This window comes from Idiomarina aquatica (assembly GCF_004362895.1).
In the GTDB taxonomy this organism is placed as follows: Bacteria; Pseudomonadota; Gammaproteobacteria; order Enterobacterales; family Alteromonadaceae; genus Idiomarina.
Map to the genome: position 1 here is coordinate 1 of NZ_SNXI01000001.1, position 16,091 is coordinate 16,091.

Genomic DNA, 16,091 nt, shown 5'->3' on the forward strand with positions numbered 1-16,091 from the left:
TCGGCAATCCGAACAGTGATTTCGGAAAAAGGCTAAAAGTGATCGGATAAAACCGAAACAGGTGATCGGTTTAAACCGAAATGGGTGATCGGATTCAACCGAAATGAGTGTTCGGATTCATCCGAAACATGCATCGTACAAAGAAATTTGAGAGGAATAGAGGCTTTGATGTCCGTCTGGGGCCTTAAGTATATTGATAAGCGGAACTTCGAGATTTCTTGGTTACCTGAAACACAAGAAGAAGAAAGAAAACTTCATATTAAAAATTTCTCTGTTAAATCCGAAAGGATGAGTATAAATGATGTTCCACCACTTTCTTTTGACCTTGCTGCACGGGCTATTATTAAGTCTTGGGATGGGGCAAGAGAGTCTGTTGTTTCCAGTTTTTACCGAAAAGGAACAATAGATATGGAGAGTAAAGAATACATTGATGCTATTTACGACTTCTATTTGATTTTAGAATCGAGATTTGGTGATGGTAAATGGCGTGGGAACCAGATTAAGCAGAAGCTGAAGTGTTCAAATGAACTAAAAGACGCATTTGATCACGCTGTGACTGAGTCACTACAAGGATTACTCAATAAAGAACTATTAGCTAAACAAGGGACAAATAAAGCTTACAAAAGCTATGACGACTTTATCGATTACATAGTAGATCTTAGAGGAGAACTGCATCATCACAGCGAAAGGAATAAAAAGGCTTGGAATCCAAACAAGCCAGAAGACTATGAATTAGAAGCGATATATCTTCATGCAATTTGTAACCACATCGTTTTCCGTATTACTTGGACGCATATAGATGAGGAGCCTGTAAAACAAGACTATGAAAATCAGTGCAACGAATTTATTGAAAAGCATGCTTAACAAGGCCAGGCACGGCGACGGCTTCTCAGTTGCGGCTTCGCCTCCAATACAAAGCCGCGCGTGCTGGCAGCGTTAACGTCCGCTCCTGGCACAAAGCCGACCTAGAGCGTGGTGATATCAAGCGAACTACTTCGTTCCGAATGCGGTTGTTACGGAAACGATATTGGCGGCGACGGTAAGAAAAAGCCTAAACTCTTGATTACCGTCAGTTACCGCCGTTAAACCGTTCTGCCTATCTTTTACTCAGCGCTACGCAGCAGCGCGTTGATACCTACTTTAGCGCGGGTTTTTGCGTCGACACGTTTAACGATAATAGCTGCATACAAACTGTGTGATTTATCTGCAGAAGGCAATGATCCCGGCACTACGACAGCACCTGCAGGAACACGACCATAAAGTATTTTGTCGTTTTCGCGGTCGTAGATACGGGTGCTCTGACCGATGTAAACGCCCATCGAGATGACTGCGCCTTCTTCGACAATCACGCCCTCTACGATTTCTGAGCGGGCACCGATAAAGCAGTTATCTTCGATAATGGTTGGGTTAGCCTGCAGTGGCTCTAATACACCACCGATACCAACTCCGCCCGACAAATGCACGTTTTTACCGATTTGTGCGCACGAGCCGACGGTGGCCCAGGTATCTACCATAGAACCGTCACCGACATAGGCTCCGATATTCACGTAAGAGGGCATTACCACCACGTTACGGCCAATAAACGCACCTTTACGCACCATTGCGGGAGGCACTACGCGCATGCCTTCGGCACGAAAACGTGCGGCGTCGTAATCGGCAAACTTGGCCGGTACCTTGTCCCAAAAACGAGTTTCGCCGCCTTCCATCAGGTAGTTATCGTTTAAACGGAACGACAATAACACCGCTTTTTTAAGCCACTGATGCACAACCCACTCACCTGAAAGCTTTTCTGCAACACGCAGCTCACCACGGTCGATTTTATCGATGATATAACGTACGGCTTCGCGCAAATCATCGTCGTCTGACTGCGGCGTTATCTGGTCGCGGTTTTCGAAAGCATCAGTAATTTTTTGTTTATAATAATCGATTGGCATTGTCGCTCCTAATAGTCTAATTCTTCGATAATCTGTTGTTTAAGTGCTTCTTTTTGTATCTCTGATAAGGCTTCGTTATCGCTTGAAGACACAATAAATAAATCTTCGGCCTGTTCACCGATGGTGGTTATTTTTGCCGCCAGTACACTGACATCTAGGCGCTGTAAGATGGCCGCCAGTTTAGCGACTAACCCGGGTCGGTCAAGCGTGGTCAACTCAAAAGTCGTGCGGCGTTGATGTTTGCTGGATAAAAACTTAACCCGTGTTTTTACTTCAAAGTTTCTCATTCGCCGAGACAACGGGCGGTGTGTTTTTGGTATCGCTAAGCGATGATGCAAAACGTCCAGCAGGTGTTGTTTTACTTCCTCGATGCGCGCTGCACTGGTCAGGGGTTTGCCGTCGCGCTGTAACAGCACAAAAGTATCCATAACAAAGCCATCGCGGGTTGCCAGAATTTGCGCATCAAGAATACTGAGTTGCTGCGCATCCAGCACGCCGGCGACCGAGGCAAATAAATTTTGCTGTTCTTGATGGTAAATAAACAACTCGGTGGTTCCGTAGTTGTTTTCATCGCCGATAAGAATTAACGGCAACTGCTCCGGTGCAAGGCTTAAAATATGCTGTGAGTGCCAGCTAATTTGTTCAGGGGTATGGCGAAAAAAGTAATCAGCGGTAAAGCGGCCCCACAGCGCATTAATCGCTTTTTCGTCAAAACCGGCACTGAGCAGCAGCGCCATGGCGTTAGCTTTATTCTGTTGGATCTTTTTACGCACATCCAGTGTCGGTGTACTGCTATTCTGGGACAGCAGGTAGTGGGTGGCATTGTAAAGCTCTTCCAGCAAAGTCGCTTTCCAGTTATTCCATAACGACTGATTGGTGGCCCGAATATCTGCAACCGTCAAACAATACAAAAAGTCCAACCGCTCTTTAGTTTGTACCTTGTTGGCAAACTCCTGTACCACCTCAGGATCATGGATATCTCGTTTTTGCGCTGTAACCGACATGGTTAAATGCTGCTCGACCAGCCAGGCAACCAGCTCTGCGTCGTCATCGCTGTAACCGTGCTGATGGCAAAAGTTGCGCGCATCCATTGCACCTAACTCGGAATGGTCACCACCGCGCCCCTTGGCGATATCATGAAAAACGCCGGCTAAGTAGAGGCAATAGCGGCGCTCCATAGCTACCACTAACGATTCGCACAACGGGAACTTACCGGCAAAGTCGGGATCGCTGAAGCGGTATAAGTTGCGCACCAATCTATAGGTGTGTTCATCCACTGTGTAGGCATGAAACAAATCAAACTGCATTTGTCCGACAATTTGCTGCCATTGGGGTAAATAGCTCGCCATAACACTGTGATGATGCATCAGCGAAAATGCGCGGCCGCAGCCCTGGGGATGTTCTATCAAACGGCAAAATAGCTGCCGACATTCGGCATCGTAACTTAACGGCTCGGTTAAATTGGCACGTGCATTACGAAGCAGTCGAATAGTGTGCGATTGAATACCCTTGATGTAAGGGTGCTGAGCGATCAGTAAAAAGGCTTTGATCAGGTTTTTGTTATCATTGAATACATCGTCGTGGCGCGCGGTCAGCAGCTGTCCGGTAATGGCAAAGTCGTCATCAAGGTCGGACGAATCCAGCAAGTCCTGCGCGCCCAGAATCGCTTGCTGAAAAAACTGTAACAGCATTTGGTTAAGTTCACTGACCCGCAGAACCACTTTAAAATAGTCCTTCATCATCAGCTCAACCGACTGCTTGCCTTCGGTGCCATAACCCAGACGCACGGCGACGCCCGGTTGAAAATCAAATAGCAGCCGATCTTCGCGCTTGCCTACCTCCAGGTGCAGTGCAAAACGAATACGCCACAGCCAATTCATGCAGTCCCGTAACTCAACAAACTCGTCGGCTGTCATATACCCATACTCAACCAGGCTCTCGTCGGAGTGGGTTTGAAAGTGACGTTTGGCAATCCAGCCGATCGTTTGAATGTCACGCAGGCCACCGGGGCTGGATTTTATATTGGGCTCAAGATTATAAGAGGTGCCGTGATACTGCTGATGTCGCTGTTCTTGCTCAGCCAGTTTTGCCTGATAAAAGTCACGACTGGACCAGGGAAAGTCACTGACCAACTGTTGCTGAAAGCGTTGGTAAATAGACTCGTCACCACACAAATAACGGGCTTCTATGAGGTTGGTGGCGATGGTGATGTCATTGGCTGCTTGCGCAAAGCAGTCATTGACGCTGCGCACCGCGTGGCCGATATCCAAATGCAGATCCCACAAAAAAGTCAGAAACTCGGTCAGTTTACCTGCGGCTGTAGCCGACTGCGTGTCATCCAGAATCAATAAATCAATATCGGAACCGGGGTGCAACGTTTGTCGGCCGTACCCGCCTACCGCGATTAGCGCGACGGTTTCTTTATTCAGTTCAAACTGCTGCCATAAACGTTGCAGTAACTGATCGAAAAAAGTCGAGCGGTGATGCACTAACTCATCGATGTCGGCGGTAATAAACTGTTGCTCGGCCCATTGCCGGTAACGCTCTAATAGTTGTTGGTAAGTTTCCCGGTCCGGTGCCTCAGCCACTGCCGGCCACTGACTGTAAAAGTCTTCCTGAGCGAGCTGTTCTGAAGCAACCGGTTGTATCATGAGTTATCCTTTATGCTGTTTTAGCCGTGACTAATAACACGCGGTAATTCCTGTTCTTCTTCGGCACGCAGCGTTAACACTTCGACACCATCGTCTGTCACCAATAGGGTATGTTCCCATTGGGCACTCAGACTGCGGTCTTTCGTTAGTACCGTCCAGCCGTCCTTCATTAGCTTGGTATGGCGCTTACCGGCATTAACCATAGGTTCGATGGTAAAACACATGCCTGCTTTGAGTTCTTCGCCGGTACCTGCTTTACCGTAATGTACTATTTGCGGGTCTTCGTGAAAGACTGCGCCAATACCATGGCCACAATATTCTCGTACGATTGAATAGCCGTGGCTTTCGGCGTGCTGCTGGATAACTTCGGCAAAATCACCCAAGCGAATGCCGGGTTTGACCATTTTAATGGCTTTATAAAGTGACTCCTGGGTAACGCGATTTAAGCGTTCGGCTAAAATTGACGGTTTGCCCACCACAAACATCTTAGAGGTATCGCCATGGTAGCCGTCGAGCTTGACCGTTACGTCGATATTCATGATATCGCCATCTTTCAACTTTTTTGGCCCCGGAATGCCGTGGCAAACACAATGGTTTACCGATGTACAAATGGACTTAGGAAAGCCGTGATAATTGAGCGGAGCAGGGTAGGCGCCGTGGTCGGTGATGTATTTGTGGCAAATATCATCCAACTCTTCTGTGGTAACGCCCGGTTTAACATAGTCGCCAATCATCTCTAACACGCTGGCAGCTAAACGCCCGGCGGCACGCATCTTCTCAATTTCTTCAGGGGTTTTAATCGATATATCCATTCGTACGGCTCTCTCTTTATCGAAATTGCAGTCGTTATAATAAAGCCATAGTTTACCAGCCGCGCGGTATTTTCGCTATCCTGTTTATGTTGTGTTCGTACGCTGCTTATGGTATAAATTGCGCGCCTTTTTTGAAGGCTGTCAAAAGACATTTATTAATTAACTTAAACCACACATATACCGGCACGTAATACGGGGTGCTCTGCAAACCAACAGGTTTCAGGGTCGTGTTATGGGGTATATGGAGGCTTAACCCCTACAAAAGGAAAAGATTATGGCAAACGTGTCAATGCGTGACATGCTTAAAGCAGGTGTCCACTTCGGTCACCAAACCCGTTTCTGGAACCCAAAAATGAAGCCGTTCATTTTTGGCGCTCGCAACAAGATTCATATCATCAACTTAGAAAAAACTGTGCCAATGTTCAACGATGCGTTGAGCTACTTACAGCACGTTGCTTCTAACAAAGGTAAAATCCTGTTTGTTGGTACTAAGCGTGCCGCAGCTGAGCCAGTTAAAGAAGCGGCTCTTGCTTGTAACCAGTACTTTGTAAACCATCGCTGGTTAGGCGGTATGTTGACCAACTGGAAAACAGTTCGTCAATCAATCAAGCGCCTGAAAGACCTTGAAACGATGAGCCAGGACGGTACCTTCGAAAAGCTGACCAAGAAAGAAGCGCTGGTTAACACCCGCGAAATGGAAAAGTTAGAGAAGAGCCTTGGCGGTATCAAAAACATGGGCGGTTTGCCTGACGTATTGTTCGTTATCGACGCTGATCACGAGCACATTGCGGTTAAAGAAGCGAACAACCTGGGTATCCCAGTCGTTTCTGTTGTTGATACCAACTCTGATCCAGACAATATCGACTACATCATTCCAGGTAACGACGACGCAATTCGTGCGGTACAGTTATACTTGAACGCTGCTGCTTCTGCTGTAAAAGAAGCGGGTTCTGCGCAAGGTGACGTAAAAGACGCTGACGAATTTGTTGAAGCAACTGAAGAATAATCGAGGATAAAACCATGGCAATTACTGCAGCTCTGGTAAAAGAACTGCGCGAGCGCACTGGCGCTGGCATGATGGACTGCAAAAAAGCATTGCAGGAAGTCGACGGTGATATGGAAGCGGCGATTGAACTGATGCGTAAAAGCGGTCAGGCGAAAGCAGCTAAAAAAGCGGGCCGTACCGCAGCTGAAGGCGTTATCTTAGTAAAATCTGAAGGTAACCAGGCAACGTTGGTTGAACTTAACTGCGAAACTGACTTCGTTGCACGTGACGACAGCTTCTTAGCTTTTGGTGACAAAGTCATCAACGCGGCATTTGCGAGCAAAGAAAACGACGTTGAAAAACTTCGTGAAACTGACATCGGTGGCCAAACCGTTGAAAAAACTCGTGAAGACTTAGTTGCTAAAATCGGTGAGAACATGGCAGTACGTCGTGTAACAACACTTGAAGATGGCGACTTGGTAGCAACTTATACTCACGGTGCTCGCATCGGTGTTGCAGTTGCATTGACCGGTGGTAGCGAAGATCTGGCTCGCGATATCTGCATGCACGTAGCAGCAAGCAGCCCGCAATTCGTTAAGCCTGAAGATGTTAACGCTGAAGTGGTTGAGAAAGAACGCGCAATCCAGGTTGATATCGCTATGCAAAGCGGTAAGCCAAAAGAGATTGCTGAGAAAATGGTTGAAGGCCGTATGCGTAAGTTTACTGGCGAAATCAGCCTGACTGGCCAGCCGTTCGTTAAAGATCCTTCAATGACCGTTGGTGAATTGTTGAAGAAAGAAGGCGCAGACGTAGTTACATTTGTGCGCTTCGAAGTGGGTGAAGGTATTGAGCGTAAAGAAGAAGATTTTGCTTCTGAAGTTCAAGCTCAAGTGGCGGCAGCGAGCAAAGGTTAATTCTTTGTGGCTGGGTCGCAACCCTAAGTGATGAACAAAACCGCGTCTTGATGGTTCAGGACGCGGTTTTTTTTAAGTAAATGTGAAACCATTAACAAACAGCTATAGCGAGGCGATGATGAGCACCCACCCGAAACCCAGTTATCGACGTATTTTGTTAAAACTCAGTGGCGAAGCGCTAATGGGCGATGAGCCGTTTGGTATTGATGCCAAAGTGCTGGATCGTATGGCACAAGAGATAAAAGAACTCGTTGAACTTGGTGTTCAGGTTGGCTTAGTCATTGGTGGTGGTAACTTATTCCGTGGTGAGGGACTGGCAAAGGCAGGTATGAACCGCGTTGTTGGTGACCACATGGGTATGCTGGCTACGGTAATGAACGGGCTGGCGATGCGTGACGCACTGCATCGAGCTTTTGTGAATGCACGCTTGATGTCGGCCATCGAATTGACGGGTGTTTGTGATAGTTATAACTGGGCAGAAGCCATTAGTTTATTAAAGTCAGGACGTGTGGTTATTTTTTCTGCTGGTACTGGTAATCCGTTCTTTACCACAGATTCAGCGGCCTGCTTACGCGGTATCGAGATCGAAGCGGAAGTGGTGTTAAAAGGCACCAAGGTTGATGGAGTATATTCAGCTGACCCGGTTAATAATCCGGATGCAAAACTCTATAGCCACATCAACTATGATGACGTCCTGCAACAACAGCTCAAAGTGATGGATTTAGCGGCATTTACGTTAGCACGTGACCATGGTTTACCGATTCGCGTGTTTAACATGAATAAACCCGGTGCACTGCGGTCAGTGATTCTTGGTGAAGAAGAAGGTACACTGATCAGTAAAGACGCGGGTAACGATTAAAATTCGTAACAGAATTAAAGAAAGGATAGCAACGTGATAAATGAAATTATTAAAGACGCTGAAGAGCGCATGCAAAAAAGCGTTGATTCGCTGCGCGGACAAATGTCAAAAGTACGCACAGGGCGAGCCCATCCCAGCATTCTTGATAGTGTCATGGTGAATTATTATGGGGTTGATACGCCGCTTAAGCAGCTGGCCAATATCACTACAGAAGATTCTCGCACACTGGCACTGACGGTATTTGATAAGTCATCTACACAAGCGGTAGAAAAAGCGATTATGACTTCAGATCTGGGTTTAAACCCGGCATCTGCAGGCACAGTTATTCGTATTCCTCTGCCTCCGTTAACTGAAGAACGCCGTCGCGACTTAGTAAAAATTGTGCGTAACGAAGCCGAGCAGGGCCGTGTTGCCGTGCGTAATATTCGCCGCGATGCCAACAGCGACGTTAAAGAGTTATTAAAAGAAAAAGAAATAACCGAAGACGAAGAACGCGCTGCTGAGGAACAAATCCAAAAGATCACTGACAAATATGTTAAGCAGATCGACGAAGCGCTTAAGGCAAAAGAACAAGACCTCATGGAAGTGTAGGGAATAAGCGTATTCATTTGGTGTTAAACGCCGTGTAAGATATTCTCGCGCGGCGTTTTTATTATTTATGGCAGAAGCATGACAACACTCCCATCGCTACAGCAATTAGTACCAAAGCACGTAGCAATTATCATGGACGGTAATGGCCGGTGGGCGAAACAGCGTGGAAAATTACGTACGTTTGGCCACAAAGCCGGTGCTGAAGCCGTGCGGCGCGCTGTGGCGTTTGCCCGCCGCAATGGTATTCAGTCATTGACGCTATTTGCGTTTAGTAGCGAGAATTGGCAGCGGCCGGAAAAAGAAGTGTCGGTGTTGATGGATTTGTTTATGACAGTGCTTAAACGCGAAGTTAAAAAGCTGCACGAAAACAATATAAAGCTGACAATTATTGGCGACACAACACGGTTCTCTGAACGGTTGCAACGACAAATAAGGACGGCGGAAGAAAAAACTGCAGCGAATACCGCACTGACATTAAATATTGCAGCTAATTACGGCGGGCAATGGGATATTGCCAATGCAGCTAAAGCGCTGGCGCAGAAAGTTGAAGACAAACAGTTACGCAGCAGTGATATATCGACTGAACTATTTGCTCAACAGTTACAATTAGCAGGGCAACCGTCACCAGACTTGTTGATTCGGACAGGGGGCGAGTGCCGCATTAGTAATTTTATTTTGTGGCAGGCGGCATATGCGGAGTTGTATTTTACGCCTGTATTGTGGCCAGATTTTGATGATCAGACATTTTCGCAGGCGATTGCCGAGTTTGCGAAACGTGAGCGGCGCTTTGGTTTAACAAGTGAACAGCTTGACAGTGTCATGCAAACCCTGGAAACCCGGGTAGAGGAATAATTTTTGTTAAAACAACGAATACTCACAGCATTGCTGTTAATACCTGTCGCATTATATGCGGTTTTTCTATTGCCACTTTGGGGCTTTTCACTATTTATTCAGGCGGTCATTATGCTGGGCGCCTGGGAATGGTCACCGTTGATGGGCGTTACCAAAAAGTCCGGCCGCATTGCTTACACGGTAGCTGTAGGGGTCATTATTGGTGGCCTGAGCTTGTTAGTTCCCTACCAACATTTATGGACCGATGGCAGTCTTGACCCCCTCATTTATTACACTATTTTGGTCGGCGGTATCTGGTGGGTTTGTGCGTTAGCCCTTATCGTTAATTATCCTTCCAGCCGACGATTATGGTCGCGAACTCGTTCTATAGTCGGGCTATTTGGTTTACTCATTTTTGTTCCTACCTGGGCCGCTCTGGTCACTGTCAGATCAATCAATATTGACGTGCAGCCGTATTTTGGCGGTTGGGTGGTGCTATTTATCCTGTTATTGGTTTGGGCTGCAGATGTTGGCGCATACTTTGCGGGTGTGCGTTATGGTCGCAACAAAATGATGCCTGCAGTGAGTCCGGGTAAAACCATGGAGGGCTTGTGCGGTGGAATCAGTTTGGCCTTTGTGGTGATGATGGTAGTTTCGCACTGGACCAAAATACCAGCTGATCAGTTTACCGGATATTACCTAACCGGATTATTTACTGTTGTCGCGTCTGTATTTGGTGATTTAAACGAAAGTATGTTTAAGCGTGCGGCAGGGGTTAAGGATAGTGGTTCGATTTTGCCCGGCCACGGTGGAATTTTAGATCGCATAGATAGTCTTACAGCTGCAGTACCTATATTTACGCTTGCTTATCTGGAGTTTCTGCATTAACCCATGCGCAGTATAACGGTTTTAGGGGCCACGGGCTCGATAGGTCAAAATACGCTGGACGTGATTCGCCGTCATCGTGAGTCATTCTCTGTGTTCGCGTTAACGGCGATGAACCAATATCAACAACTGGCGCAGTTGTGTCACGAGTTTAAGCCGCAGTATGCGGTAATCGGTAATGCTGAGCATGCAAAGGCATTAAGTCAGTTGTTGGCAGGCTCAGACACCGAGGTGCTAGTTGGCTCTGCTCAGCTGGCAGAGGTTAGCTCGGCGGCATCTGTTGATGTCGTGATGGCAGCAATCGTGGGCGCGGCGGGGTTAAAGCCAACGTTAGCGGCCATCGACAGTGGTAAAACCGTGTTGCTGGCAAACAAGGAAGCGTTGGTTGTCAGTGGCGAGCTTTTTATTCAGCATGCAGCCCGCAGTGGGGCAACGATTTTACCCGTCGATAGCGAGCACAATGCAATATTCCAGTGTTTGCCTGAGCTACAGCAACAGCAAGTAGGGAAAATGGATTTGGGCGCTGCCGGCATTGATCATATTTTGCTTACCGGTTCCGGCGGACCGTTTCGGGACACCCCGTTGACAGAGCTGGCTGCGCAGTCACCGGAAGCCGCTTGTAATCACCCTAACTGGTCAATGGGACGGAAAATTTCGGTCGATTCGGCCACTATGCTGAATAAAGGTCTGGAATACATCGAAGCCCGCTGGTTGTTTAATTGCACTAAAGAACAGTTGCAAATAGTCATTCATCCGCAGAGTGTTATTCACTCGATGGTGCAGTACGTAGACGGTTCGGTCATCGCTCAGTTAGGTGAGCCGGATATGAGAACGCCCATCGCGCATACGCTCGGCTTTCCTGATCGCATTAAAAGTGGCGTTAAAGGTCTTAACTTTGCCGAACTGGGCGCGCTGACCTTTAAGCAGCCTGGTAGCGAACGCTATCCTTGCCTGCAATTAGCGATAGACTGTTGCTGGCAGGGGCAAAGTGCCACCACGGTACTTAATGCCGCTAACGAAGTGGCAGTGGATGCTTTTTTAAACGGTCATATTGGTTTTACTCAGATTGCAGAAACTTGCGATTGGACATTACAACACCAAACGCTTGCTGTTTGCGACAGTATCGAGGCATTAATGGATTTAGACACACTGGCGCGAGAACTTACCAATCAACGTGTTAAGCAGGTGAGCCATGCTTGATTTTATATGGTATGCCGCTGCTTTTGCCGTAACCCTTGGCATTTTGGTTGCCTTTCATGAGTTTGGGCATTTTTGGGTTGCCCGCCGCTGCGGTGTAAAAGTATTAACCTATTCAGTGGGCTTTGGTCGTGCTATTTGGTCGCGCACAGCAAAAGACGGGACGCTGTATCAAGTTGGCATCATCCCGCTTGGTGGTTATGTGCGCATGCTGGACGAGCGGGTCGACGAGGTAAAGCCGGAAGATAAGGCAGTGTCGTTTAACGCGCAGTCAGTTTATAAACGCTTTGCGATTGTTGCTGCCGGTCCCATTGCCAATTTTATTTTGGCAGTGGCGGTACTGTGGCTCATGTTTGGTATTGGTGTGCCGACGGTAAAACCCGTTATTGGCGATGTCGCCGCCGGTTCCATTGCTGAGCAGGCTGACTTACAGCGTGGTCAGGAAATCGTGCGGGTGGGCAACGTCGAGGCTTACGACTGGCAACAGGTTCAGTTAGGTTTAATGTCGGCAATTGGTAATGAACGTGTCGACCTGGTGGTCAGCTCAGCAGATGGCCAGCAACGCCTGAAGACACTTGATATCGATGACTGGCAATTTGATCCGGAAACCGAGTCAACCTTTGGCAGTTTAGGTATTTCTGTTTATCAACCGGCTGTTTATACCGAGTTGGCACAAGTGATGGAGCAATCACCTGCTGCTGAAGCTGGCTTGCAGGCAGGCGATACCATCATCCGCGCCGATGGCATAGCCATTGATAGTTGGCAGCAATTAACGGATATTATCGCCTCATCGCCGGGCAAAGTATTGAACTTACTGATACAGCGTAATAGCGAAGAGCAACAAATTTCTGTGACGGTCGGGGAACGTGAACAGGGTTCCGATGTCATAGGTTACCTTGGCATCGTGCCGAAGACGGAACCGATGCCTGAGGATTATGTATTTAATCATCAATATGGTATTGTCGGCGGCTTAATGAAAGGCGCTGAACAGACCTGGAGTCTGATGGTTGTTAGCGTCCAGATGATTGGAAAATTATTAACCGGCGATGTATCGGTTAAAAACTTAGCAGGACCGCTAAGTATCGCGGAAGGAGCTGGCGTGAGTGCCGGTAATGGCTTTGTCTATTTTCTTAGCTTCCTTGCGCTCTTAAGTGTTAATTTAGGTATCATCAACTTGTTGCCCCTGCCGGTTTTAGACGGCGGTCATTTGGCCTTTTTTGTGGTCGAATGGGCACGAGGAAAGCCCATTTCGGAAAAAGTGCAGGATATTTGCTATCGGATTGGCGCCGCACTTGTTTTTGCCTTAATGGTGCTGGCGATAAGCAATGATATCGTTCGATACGCGTTCTGATTTAGAATCAACAATAAGTAGCTATTTATAATGACGTTTAAAAAGCTGTTAGTGAGTGCCTTAGTAGCAGCGGCGGTATCGCCGGTGCATGCACAAGAAGAATTTGTCGTTGAAGATATAGAAGTCAAAGGGTTACAACGGGTAGCGCTTGGTGCTGCGTTGACTTACATTCCAGTGCGTGTTGGTGATGATGTCAGCGAGATGCAGATCCGCAGTGCCATCAAATCACTGTACTCATCTACCCACTTTGATTACATCGAAGTTAAGCGCGACGGTAATACCTTAGTATTTCAGGTCAGCGAACGCCCGACTATTGCTGAAATTACGTTTGACGGCAACAAAGACATCAAAGACGAGCAGCTTGAACAAAGTTTGCAAGACAACAATATTGTTGTCGGCGAGCCGCTTGATCGGACAACCATCTCAGGCATCGAAAAGGGCCTGGAAGACTTCTTCCATAGCGTCGGCAAATATAATGCTCAGGTCACTATAGAAGTGGTCGAGCTGCCTCGTAACCGGGTCGAGTTGTTGATGAACTTCGATGAAGGCGATGCGGCTGAGATTGCGCAGATCAATATTGTCGGTAATAACGCGTTTCCCGACGAGATGCTACTCGATGCCTTTGAATTGAAGGACGATCTGCCCTGGTGGAATGTTATTGGCGAGAAGCGCTATCAGAAAGAACAGCTTAGTGGCGACCTGGAGACACTTGAGTCATTTTATCGTGACCGCGGTTATTTGCAGTTTAGCGTGCAGTCAGTGCAGGTCTCGATGACTCCCGACCGGGAAGGCATTTACATTACCATGAACGTCGATGAAGGCGAAAAATACCGTGTTAGCGGTACCGACGTGATGGGTGATCTAAAAGGCCATGACGAACTGGTTGAGCGCATTGCCACCATCAAGGAAGGCACGCTGTATAATGCCGCTCAGGTCACCTATATCGAGGATATGATCTCGCGTTTTTATGGCCGCTTTGGTTATGCGTACCCGGAGGTACGTGCGATACCTGAGCGTAACGATGCCGATAAGACTGTTAAGTTAACCTTCTCGATAGAACCGGGTAACCGCGTTTATGTTCGCCGTATAAATTTTGAAGGTAACAGCCTGACCCAGGATCGTGTTTTACGCCGCGAGATGCGTCAGCTCGAAGGCGCATGGCTATCTGATGACAAGGTTGAACAGGGCAAAATCCGCCTGGAGCGACTGGGCTTTTTTGAGACCGTCGACAGCTCTACACAAAAGGTAGACGGCCGCGACGATCAGGTCGACATTACTTATAAAGTTAAAGAGCAACCATCGGGTTCTTTTAATGCTGGTATTGGCTATGGTGACTACTCTGGCTTACAACTTAATGCCGGTATTCAGCAAAATAACTTTTTAGGGACGGGTAACCGTGCCGGAATTAACGTCTCGACTAGCCGTTTTAATAAGAACTTTAGTGTTTCTTATGCCGACCCGTACTTTACCATCAATGGCGTTAGCCTCTCCGGCCAGCTTTATATGAGTGAGTTTGATGCGGGTCAGGCGGAAAACTTGATTCGTTATAACCAGAAAACCTATGGTGTTTCATCAAATATCGGCTTCCCGGTTGACGAAATCAACAGCTTTAACTTCGGTGTTGGCTACAAGCAGCAGGAAGTAAGTAATGTTGATGGCTATGAACAGATCCGTAAGTTTTACTCGGCGTTCCTGGATCGCGAGAACCCTGACGAAGGTGTAGCTTTCGATATCTATGAGTTTAATGCCGGTTGGCAGCGTATAACGCTTAACCGCGGTACGTTCCCGACATCGGGTTCATCGCAGCGTGCTTCAGTTGAAGTGTCGGCGCCGTTTAGTGATATTCAGTACTTTAAAGCTAATTACGACTTTAAATATTATCTACCATTATCTGATGACCAGCAGTGGTCACTGCTTACACGGTTTAATATCGGTTATGGTAACGGTTATGGCGAAGATGATGTCGGTAATGACTTCTTGTTGCCGTTCTGGGAGTCTTTCCGTGTCGGCGGTCAGGGCGATTTACGAGGTTTTGAACCTAACACCGTTGGTCCGAGAGCTATTTATAGTTTCGCAGACCAAGTGTCCGGCCCACCAGACTGGACCGGCTTACCGGGGGGCTACCCTGAAGGCGTTGGTGCCGAAAGCGTGCAGGTTAGCCGTTACGCCGTGGGTGGCAATGCTAAGGTCGTGGGTGGTATTGAGTTAATTGTACCAACGCCATTTATCGATGAGGGTATGCGAAACAGTGTTCGTACCAGCGTATTTGTTGATGTGGGAACAGTGTGGGATACTGAATTTGATTATGACCAATATAAAGATCTGGAGTTAATTGGTAACAGCCAGCAGCTATCAGACTACAGCGATCCGGGTGACTTCCGTGTTTCGGCTGGTGTGTCAGTGCAGTGGATTTCGCCGATGGGGCCGTTAACGTTCTCGTTGGGTCGCGCCCTGAAAGAAGTTGAAGGCGATGAAACACAGGTATTCTCGTTCAATATTGGTACTACATTCTGATAAACTATAATTAATCGTGAACAGCGAACAACATTATTTGAGGAGTTAACTTTGAAAACTTTAATCAAGACAACCGCAGTGGCCGTTGCTTTATCAACTACATTATTTGCTGGTGCAGCAGAAGCGCAACAGAAAATTGGCGTAGTCGATATGATGTCGATTTTCCAACAACTGCCTCAGCGTGAGCAAATCTCACAAGATCTGCAGGCCGAGTTTGAAGATCGTTTTGAAGAAATGCGTCAACTGGAACAGAAAGTTCAGGAGCTTCGCCAGAAGCAAGAGCGTGATGCAGCTATCATGTCAAACCAAGAGAAAACTCAACTAAACCGTGAGTTAGAGCAGTTGATCTCGGAAGCACAACTTAAGCAAAAAGCACTGCAGGAAGACACTCGTCGCCGCCAGCAGGAAGAACGCAATGAGTTGCTGGGTAAAGTACAAAAAGCGATTAATGCCGTTGCTCAGAAAGAGAATTATGACTTGGTATTGGAAAGCAACGCAGTTGCCTTCATGAAAGCAGATAACGATCTGTCTGACGAGGTAGTTACACAGATGTCATCAGGTAATTAA

Annotated in this window: 13 protein-coding genes and 1 pseudogene; 11 read left to right on the forward strand and 3 right to left on the reverse strand. The window is 47.4% G+C overall.

Annotation, left to right across the window (positions count from 1 at the left end):
• Positions 1-168 precede the first annotated feature (168 nt).
• The gene (locus tag DEU29_RS00005; protein ID WP_133538148.1) at positions 169-864 is read left to right on the forward strand and encodes a hypothetical protein; all 696 of its coding nucleotides are present in this window, start codon (positions 169-171) and stop codon (positions 862-864) included.
• A gap of 239 nt (positions 865-1,103) precedes the next feature.
• Here the strand turns inward: DEU29_RS00005 and dapD are convergent, their stop codons facing one another.
• From dapD to map, 3 genes and pseudogenes are all read right to left on the reverse strand, one after another.
• Positions 1,104-1,934, reverse strand: a complete 831-nt coding sequence (gene dapD, locus DEU29_RS00010) for a 2,3,4,5-tetrahydropyridine-2,6-dicarboxylate N-succinyltransferase (RefSeq protein ID WP_133538149.1) — start codon at positions 1,932-1,934, stop codon at positions 1,104-1,106.
• Positions 1,935-1,942: 8 nt separating this feature from the next.
• Positions 1,943-4,585, reverse strand: coding sequence for a [protein-PII] uridylyltransferase (gene glnD / locus DEU29_RS00015; protein ID WP_133538150.1), 2,643 nt, complete (start codon positions 4,583-4,585; stop codon positions 1,943-1,945).
• Positions 4,586-4,605: 20 nt separating this feature from the next.
• Positions 4,606-5,406, reverse strand: a pseudogene (map, locus tag DEU29_RS00020) (type I methionyl aminopeptidase); the annotation flags it as partial.
• Positions 5,407-5,671: 265 nt separating this feature from the next.
• Between map and rpsB the strand changes: the two are divergent.
• The 10 genes from rpsB to DEU29_RS00070 all read left to right on the forward strand — a co-directional run bounded on the left by rpsB (position 5,672) and on the right by DEU29_RS00070 (position 16,091).
• Positions 5,672-6,403, forward strand: coding sequence for a 30S ribosomal protein S2 (rpsB, locus tag DEU29_RS00025; protein WP_133538152.1), 732 nt, complete (start codon positions 5,672-5,674; stop codon positions 6,401-6,403).
• 14 nt (positions 6,404-6,417) lie between these two features.
• Positions 6,418-7,296 carry a translation elongation factor Ts gene (gene tsf / locus DEU29_RS00030; RefSeq protein WP_133538153.1) on the forward strand — a complete coding sequence of 293 codons (879 nt, stop codon included), beginning with the start codon at positions 6,418-6,420 and terminating at the stop codon, positions 7,294-7,296.
• Between the two features lie 118 nt (positions 7,297-7,414).
• A complete protein-coding gene (gene pyrH, locus DEU29_RS00035; protein ID WP_133538551.1) occupies positions 7,415-8,155 on the forward strand; it encodes a UMP kinase in 741 nt (246 codons plus the stop codon).
• Between the two features lie 33 nt (positions 8,156-8,188).
• Positions 8,189-8,746 (forward strand): ribosome recycling factor, encoded by a 558-nt coding sequence (frr, locus tag DEU29_RS00040; RefSeq protein WP_133538154.1) that lies wholly within the window; start codon positions 8,189-8,191, stop codon positions 8,744-8,746.
• 78 nt (positions 8,747-8,824) lie between these two features.
• Positions 8,825-9,598, forward strand: coding sequence for a polyprenyl diphosphate synthase (gene uppS / locus DEU29_RS00045; RefSeq protein WP_133538155.1), 774 nt, complete (start codon positions 8,825-8,827; stop codon positions 9,596-9,598).
• Between the two features lie 3 nt (positions 9,599-9,601).
• Positions 9,602-10,465, forward strand: coding sequence for a phosphatidate cytidylyltransferase (locus tag DEU29_RS00050; RefSeq protein ID WP_133538156.1), 864 nt, complete (start codon positions 9,602-9,604; stop codon positions 10,463-10,465).
• 3 nt (positions 10,466-10,468) lie between these two features.
• Positions 10,469-11,662, forward strand: a complete 1,194-nt coding sequence (gene ispC / locus DEU29_RS00055) for a 1-deoxy-D-xylulose-5-phosphate reductoisomerase (RefSeq protein WP_133538157.1) — start codon at positions 10,469-10,471, stop codon at positions 11,660-11,662.
• Positions 11,655-13,010 (forward strand): sigma E protease regulator RseP, encoded by a 1,356-nt coding sequence (gene rseP, locus DEU29_RS00060; RefSeq protein ID WP_133538158.1) that lies wholly within the window; start codon positions 11,655-11,657, stop codon positions 13,008-13,010. The genes ispC and rseP overlap by 8 nt, the downstream gene beginning before the upstream one ends.
• 30 nt (positions 13,011-13,040) lie before the next feature.
• The gene (gene bamA / locus DEU29_RS00065; protein ID WP_133538159.1) at positions 13,041-15,524 is read left to right on the forward strand and encodes an outer membrane protein assembly factor BamA; all 2,484 of its coding nucleotides are present in this window, start codon (positions 13,041-13,043) and stop codon (positions 15,522-15,524) included.
• 51 nt (positions 15,525-15,575) lie between these two features.
• Positions 15,576-16,091 carry an OmpH family outer membrane protein gene (locus DEU29_RS00070; RefSeq protein ID WP_133538160.1) on the forward strand — a complete coding sequence of 172 codons (516 nt, stop codon included), beginning with the start codon at positions 15,576-15,578 and terminating at the stop codon, positions 16,089-16,091.

Bases quoted from the DNA above. Each gene is read 5' to 3' on its own strand.
- DEU29_RS00005 (WP_133538148.1), top strand. From the start codon at position 169: ATGTCCGTCTGGGGCCTTAAGTATATTGATAAGCGGAACTTCGAGATT.
- ispC (WP_133538157.1), top strand. From the start codon at position 10,469: ATGCGCAGTATAACGGTTTTAGGGGCCACGGGCTCGATAGGTCAAAAT.
- pyrH (WP_133538551.1), top strand. From the start codon at position 7,415: ATGAGCACCCACCCGAAACCCAGTTATCGACGTATTTTGTTAAAACTC.
- uppS (WP_133538155.1), top strand. From the start codon at position 8,825: ATGACAACACTCCCATCGCTACAGCAATTAGTACCAAAGCACGTAGCA.
- dapD (WP_133538149.1), bottom strand. From the start codon at position 1,934: ATGCCAATCGATTATTATAAACAAAAAATTACTGATGCTTTCGAAAAC.
- tsf (WP_133538153.1), top strand. From the start codon at position 6,418: ATGGCAATTACTGCAGCTCTGGTAAAAGAACTGCGCGAGCGCACTGGC.
- bamA (WP_133538159.1), top strand. From the start codon at position 13,041: ATGACGTTTAAAAAGCTGTTAGTGAGTGCCTTAGTAGCAGCGGCGGTA.
- glnD (WP_133538150.1), bottom strand. From the start codon at position 4,585: ATGATACAACCGGTTGCTTCAGAACAGCTCGCTCAGGAAGACTTTTAC.
- rpsB (WP_133538152.1), top strand. From the start codon at position 5,672: ATGGCAAACGTGTCAATGCGTGACATGCTTAAAGCAGGTGTCCACTTC.
- rseP (WP_133538158.1), top strand. From the start codon at position 11,655: ATGCTTGATTTTATATGGTATGCCGCTGCTTTTGCCGTAACCCTTGGC.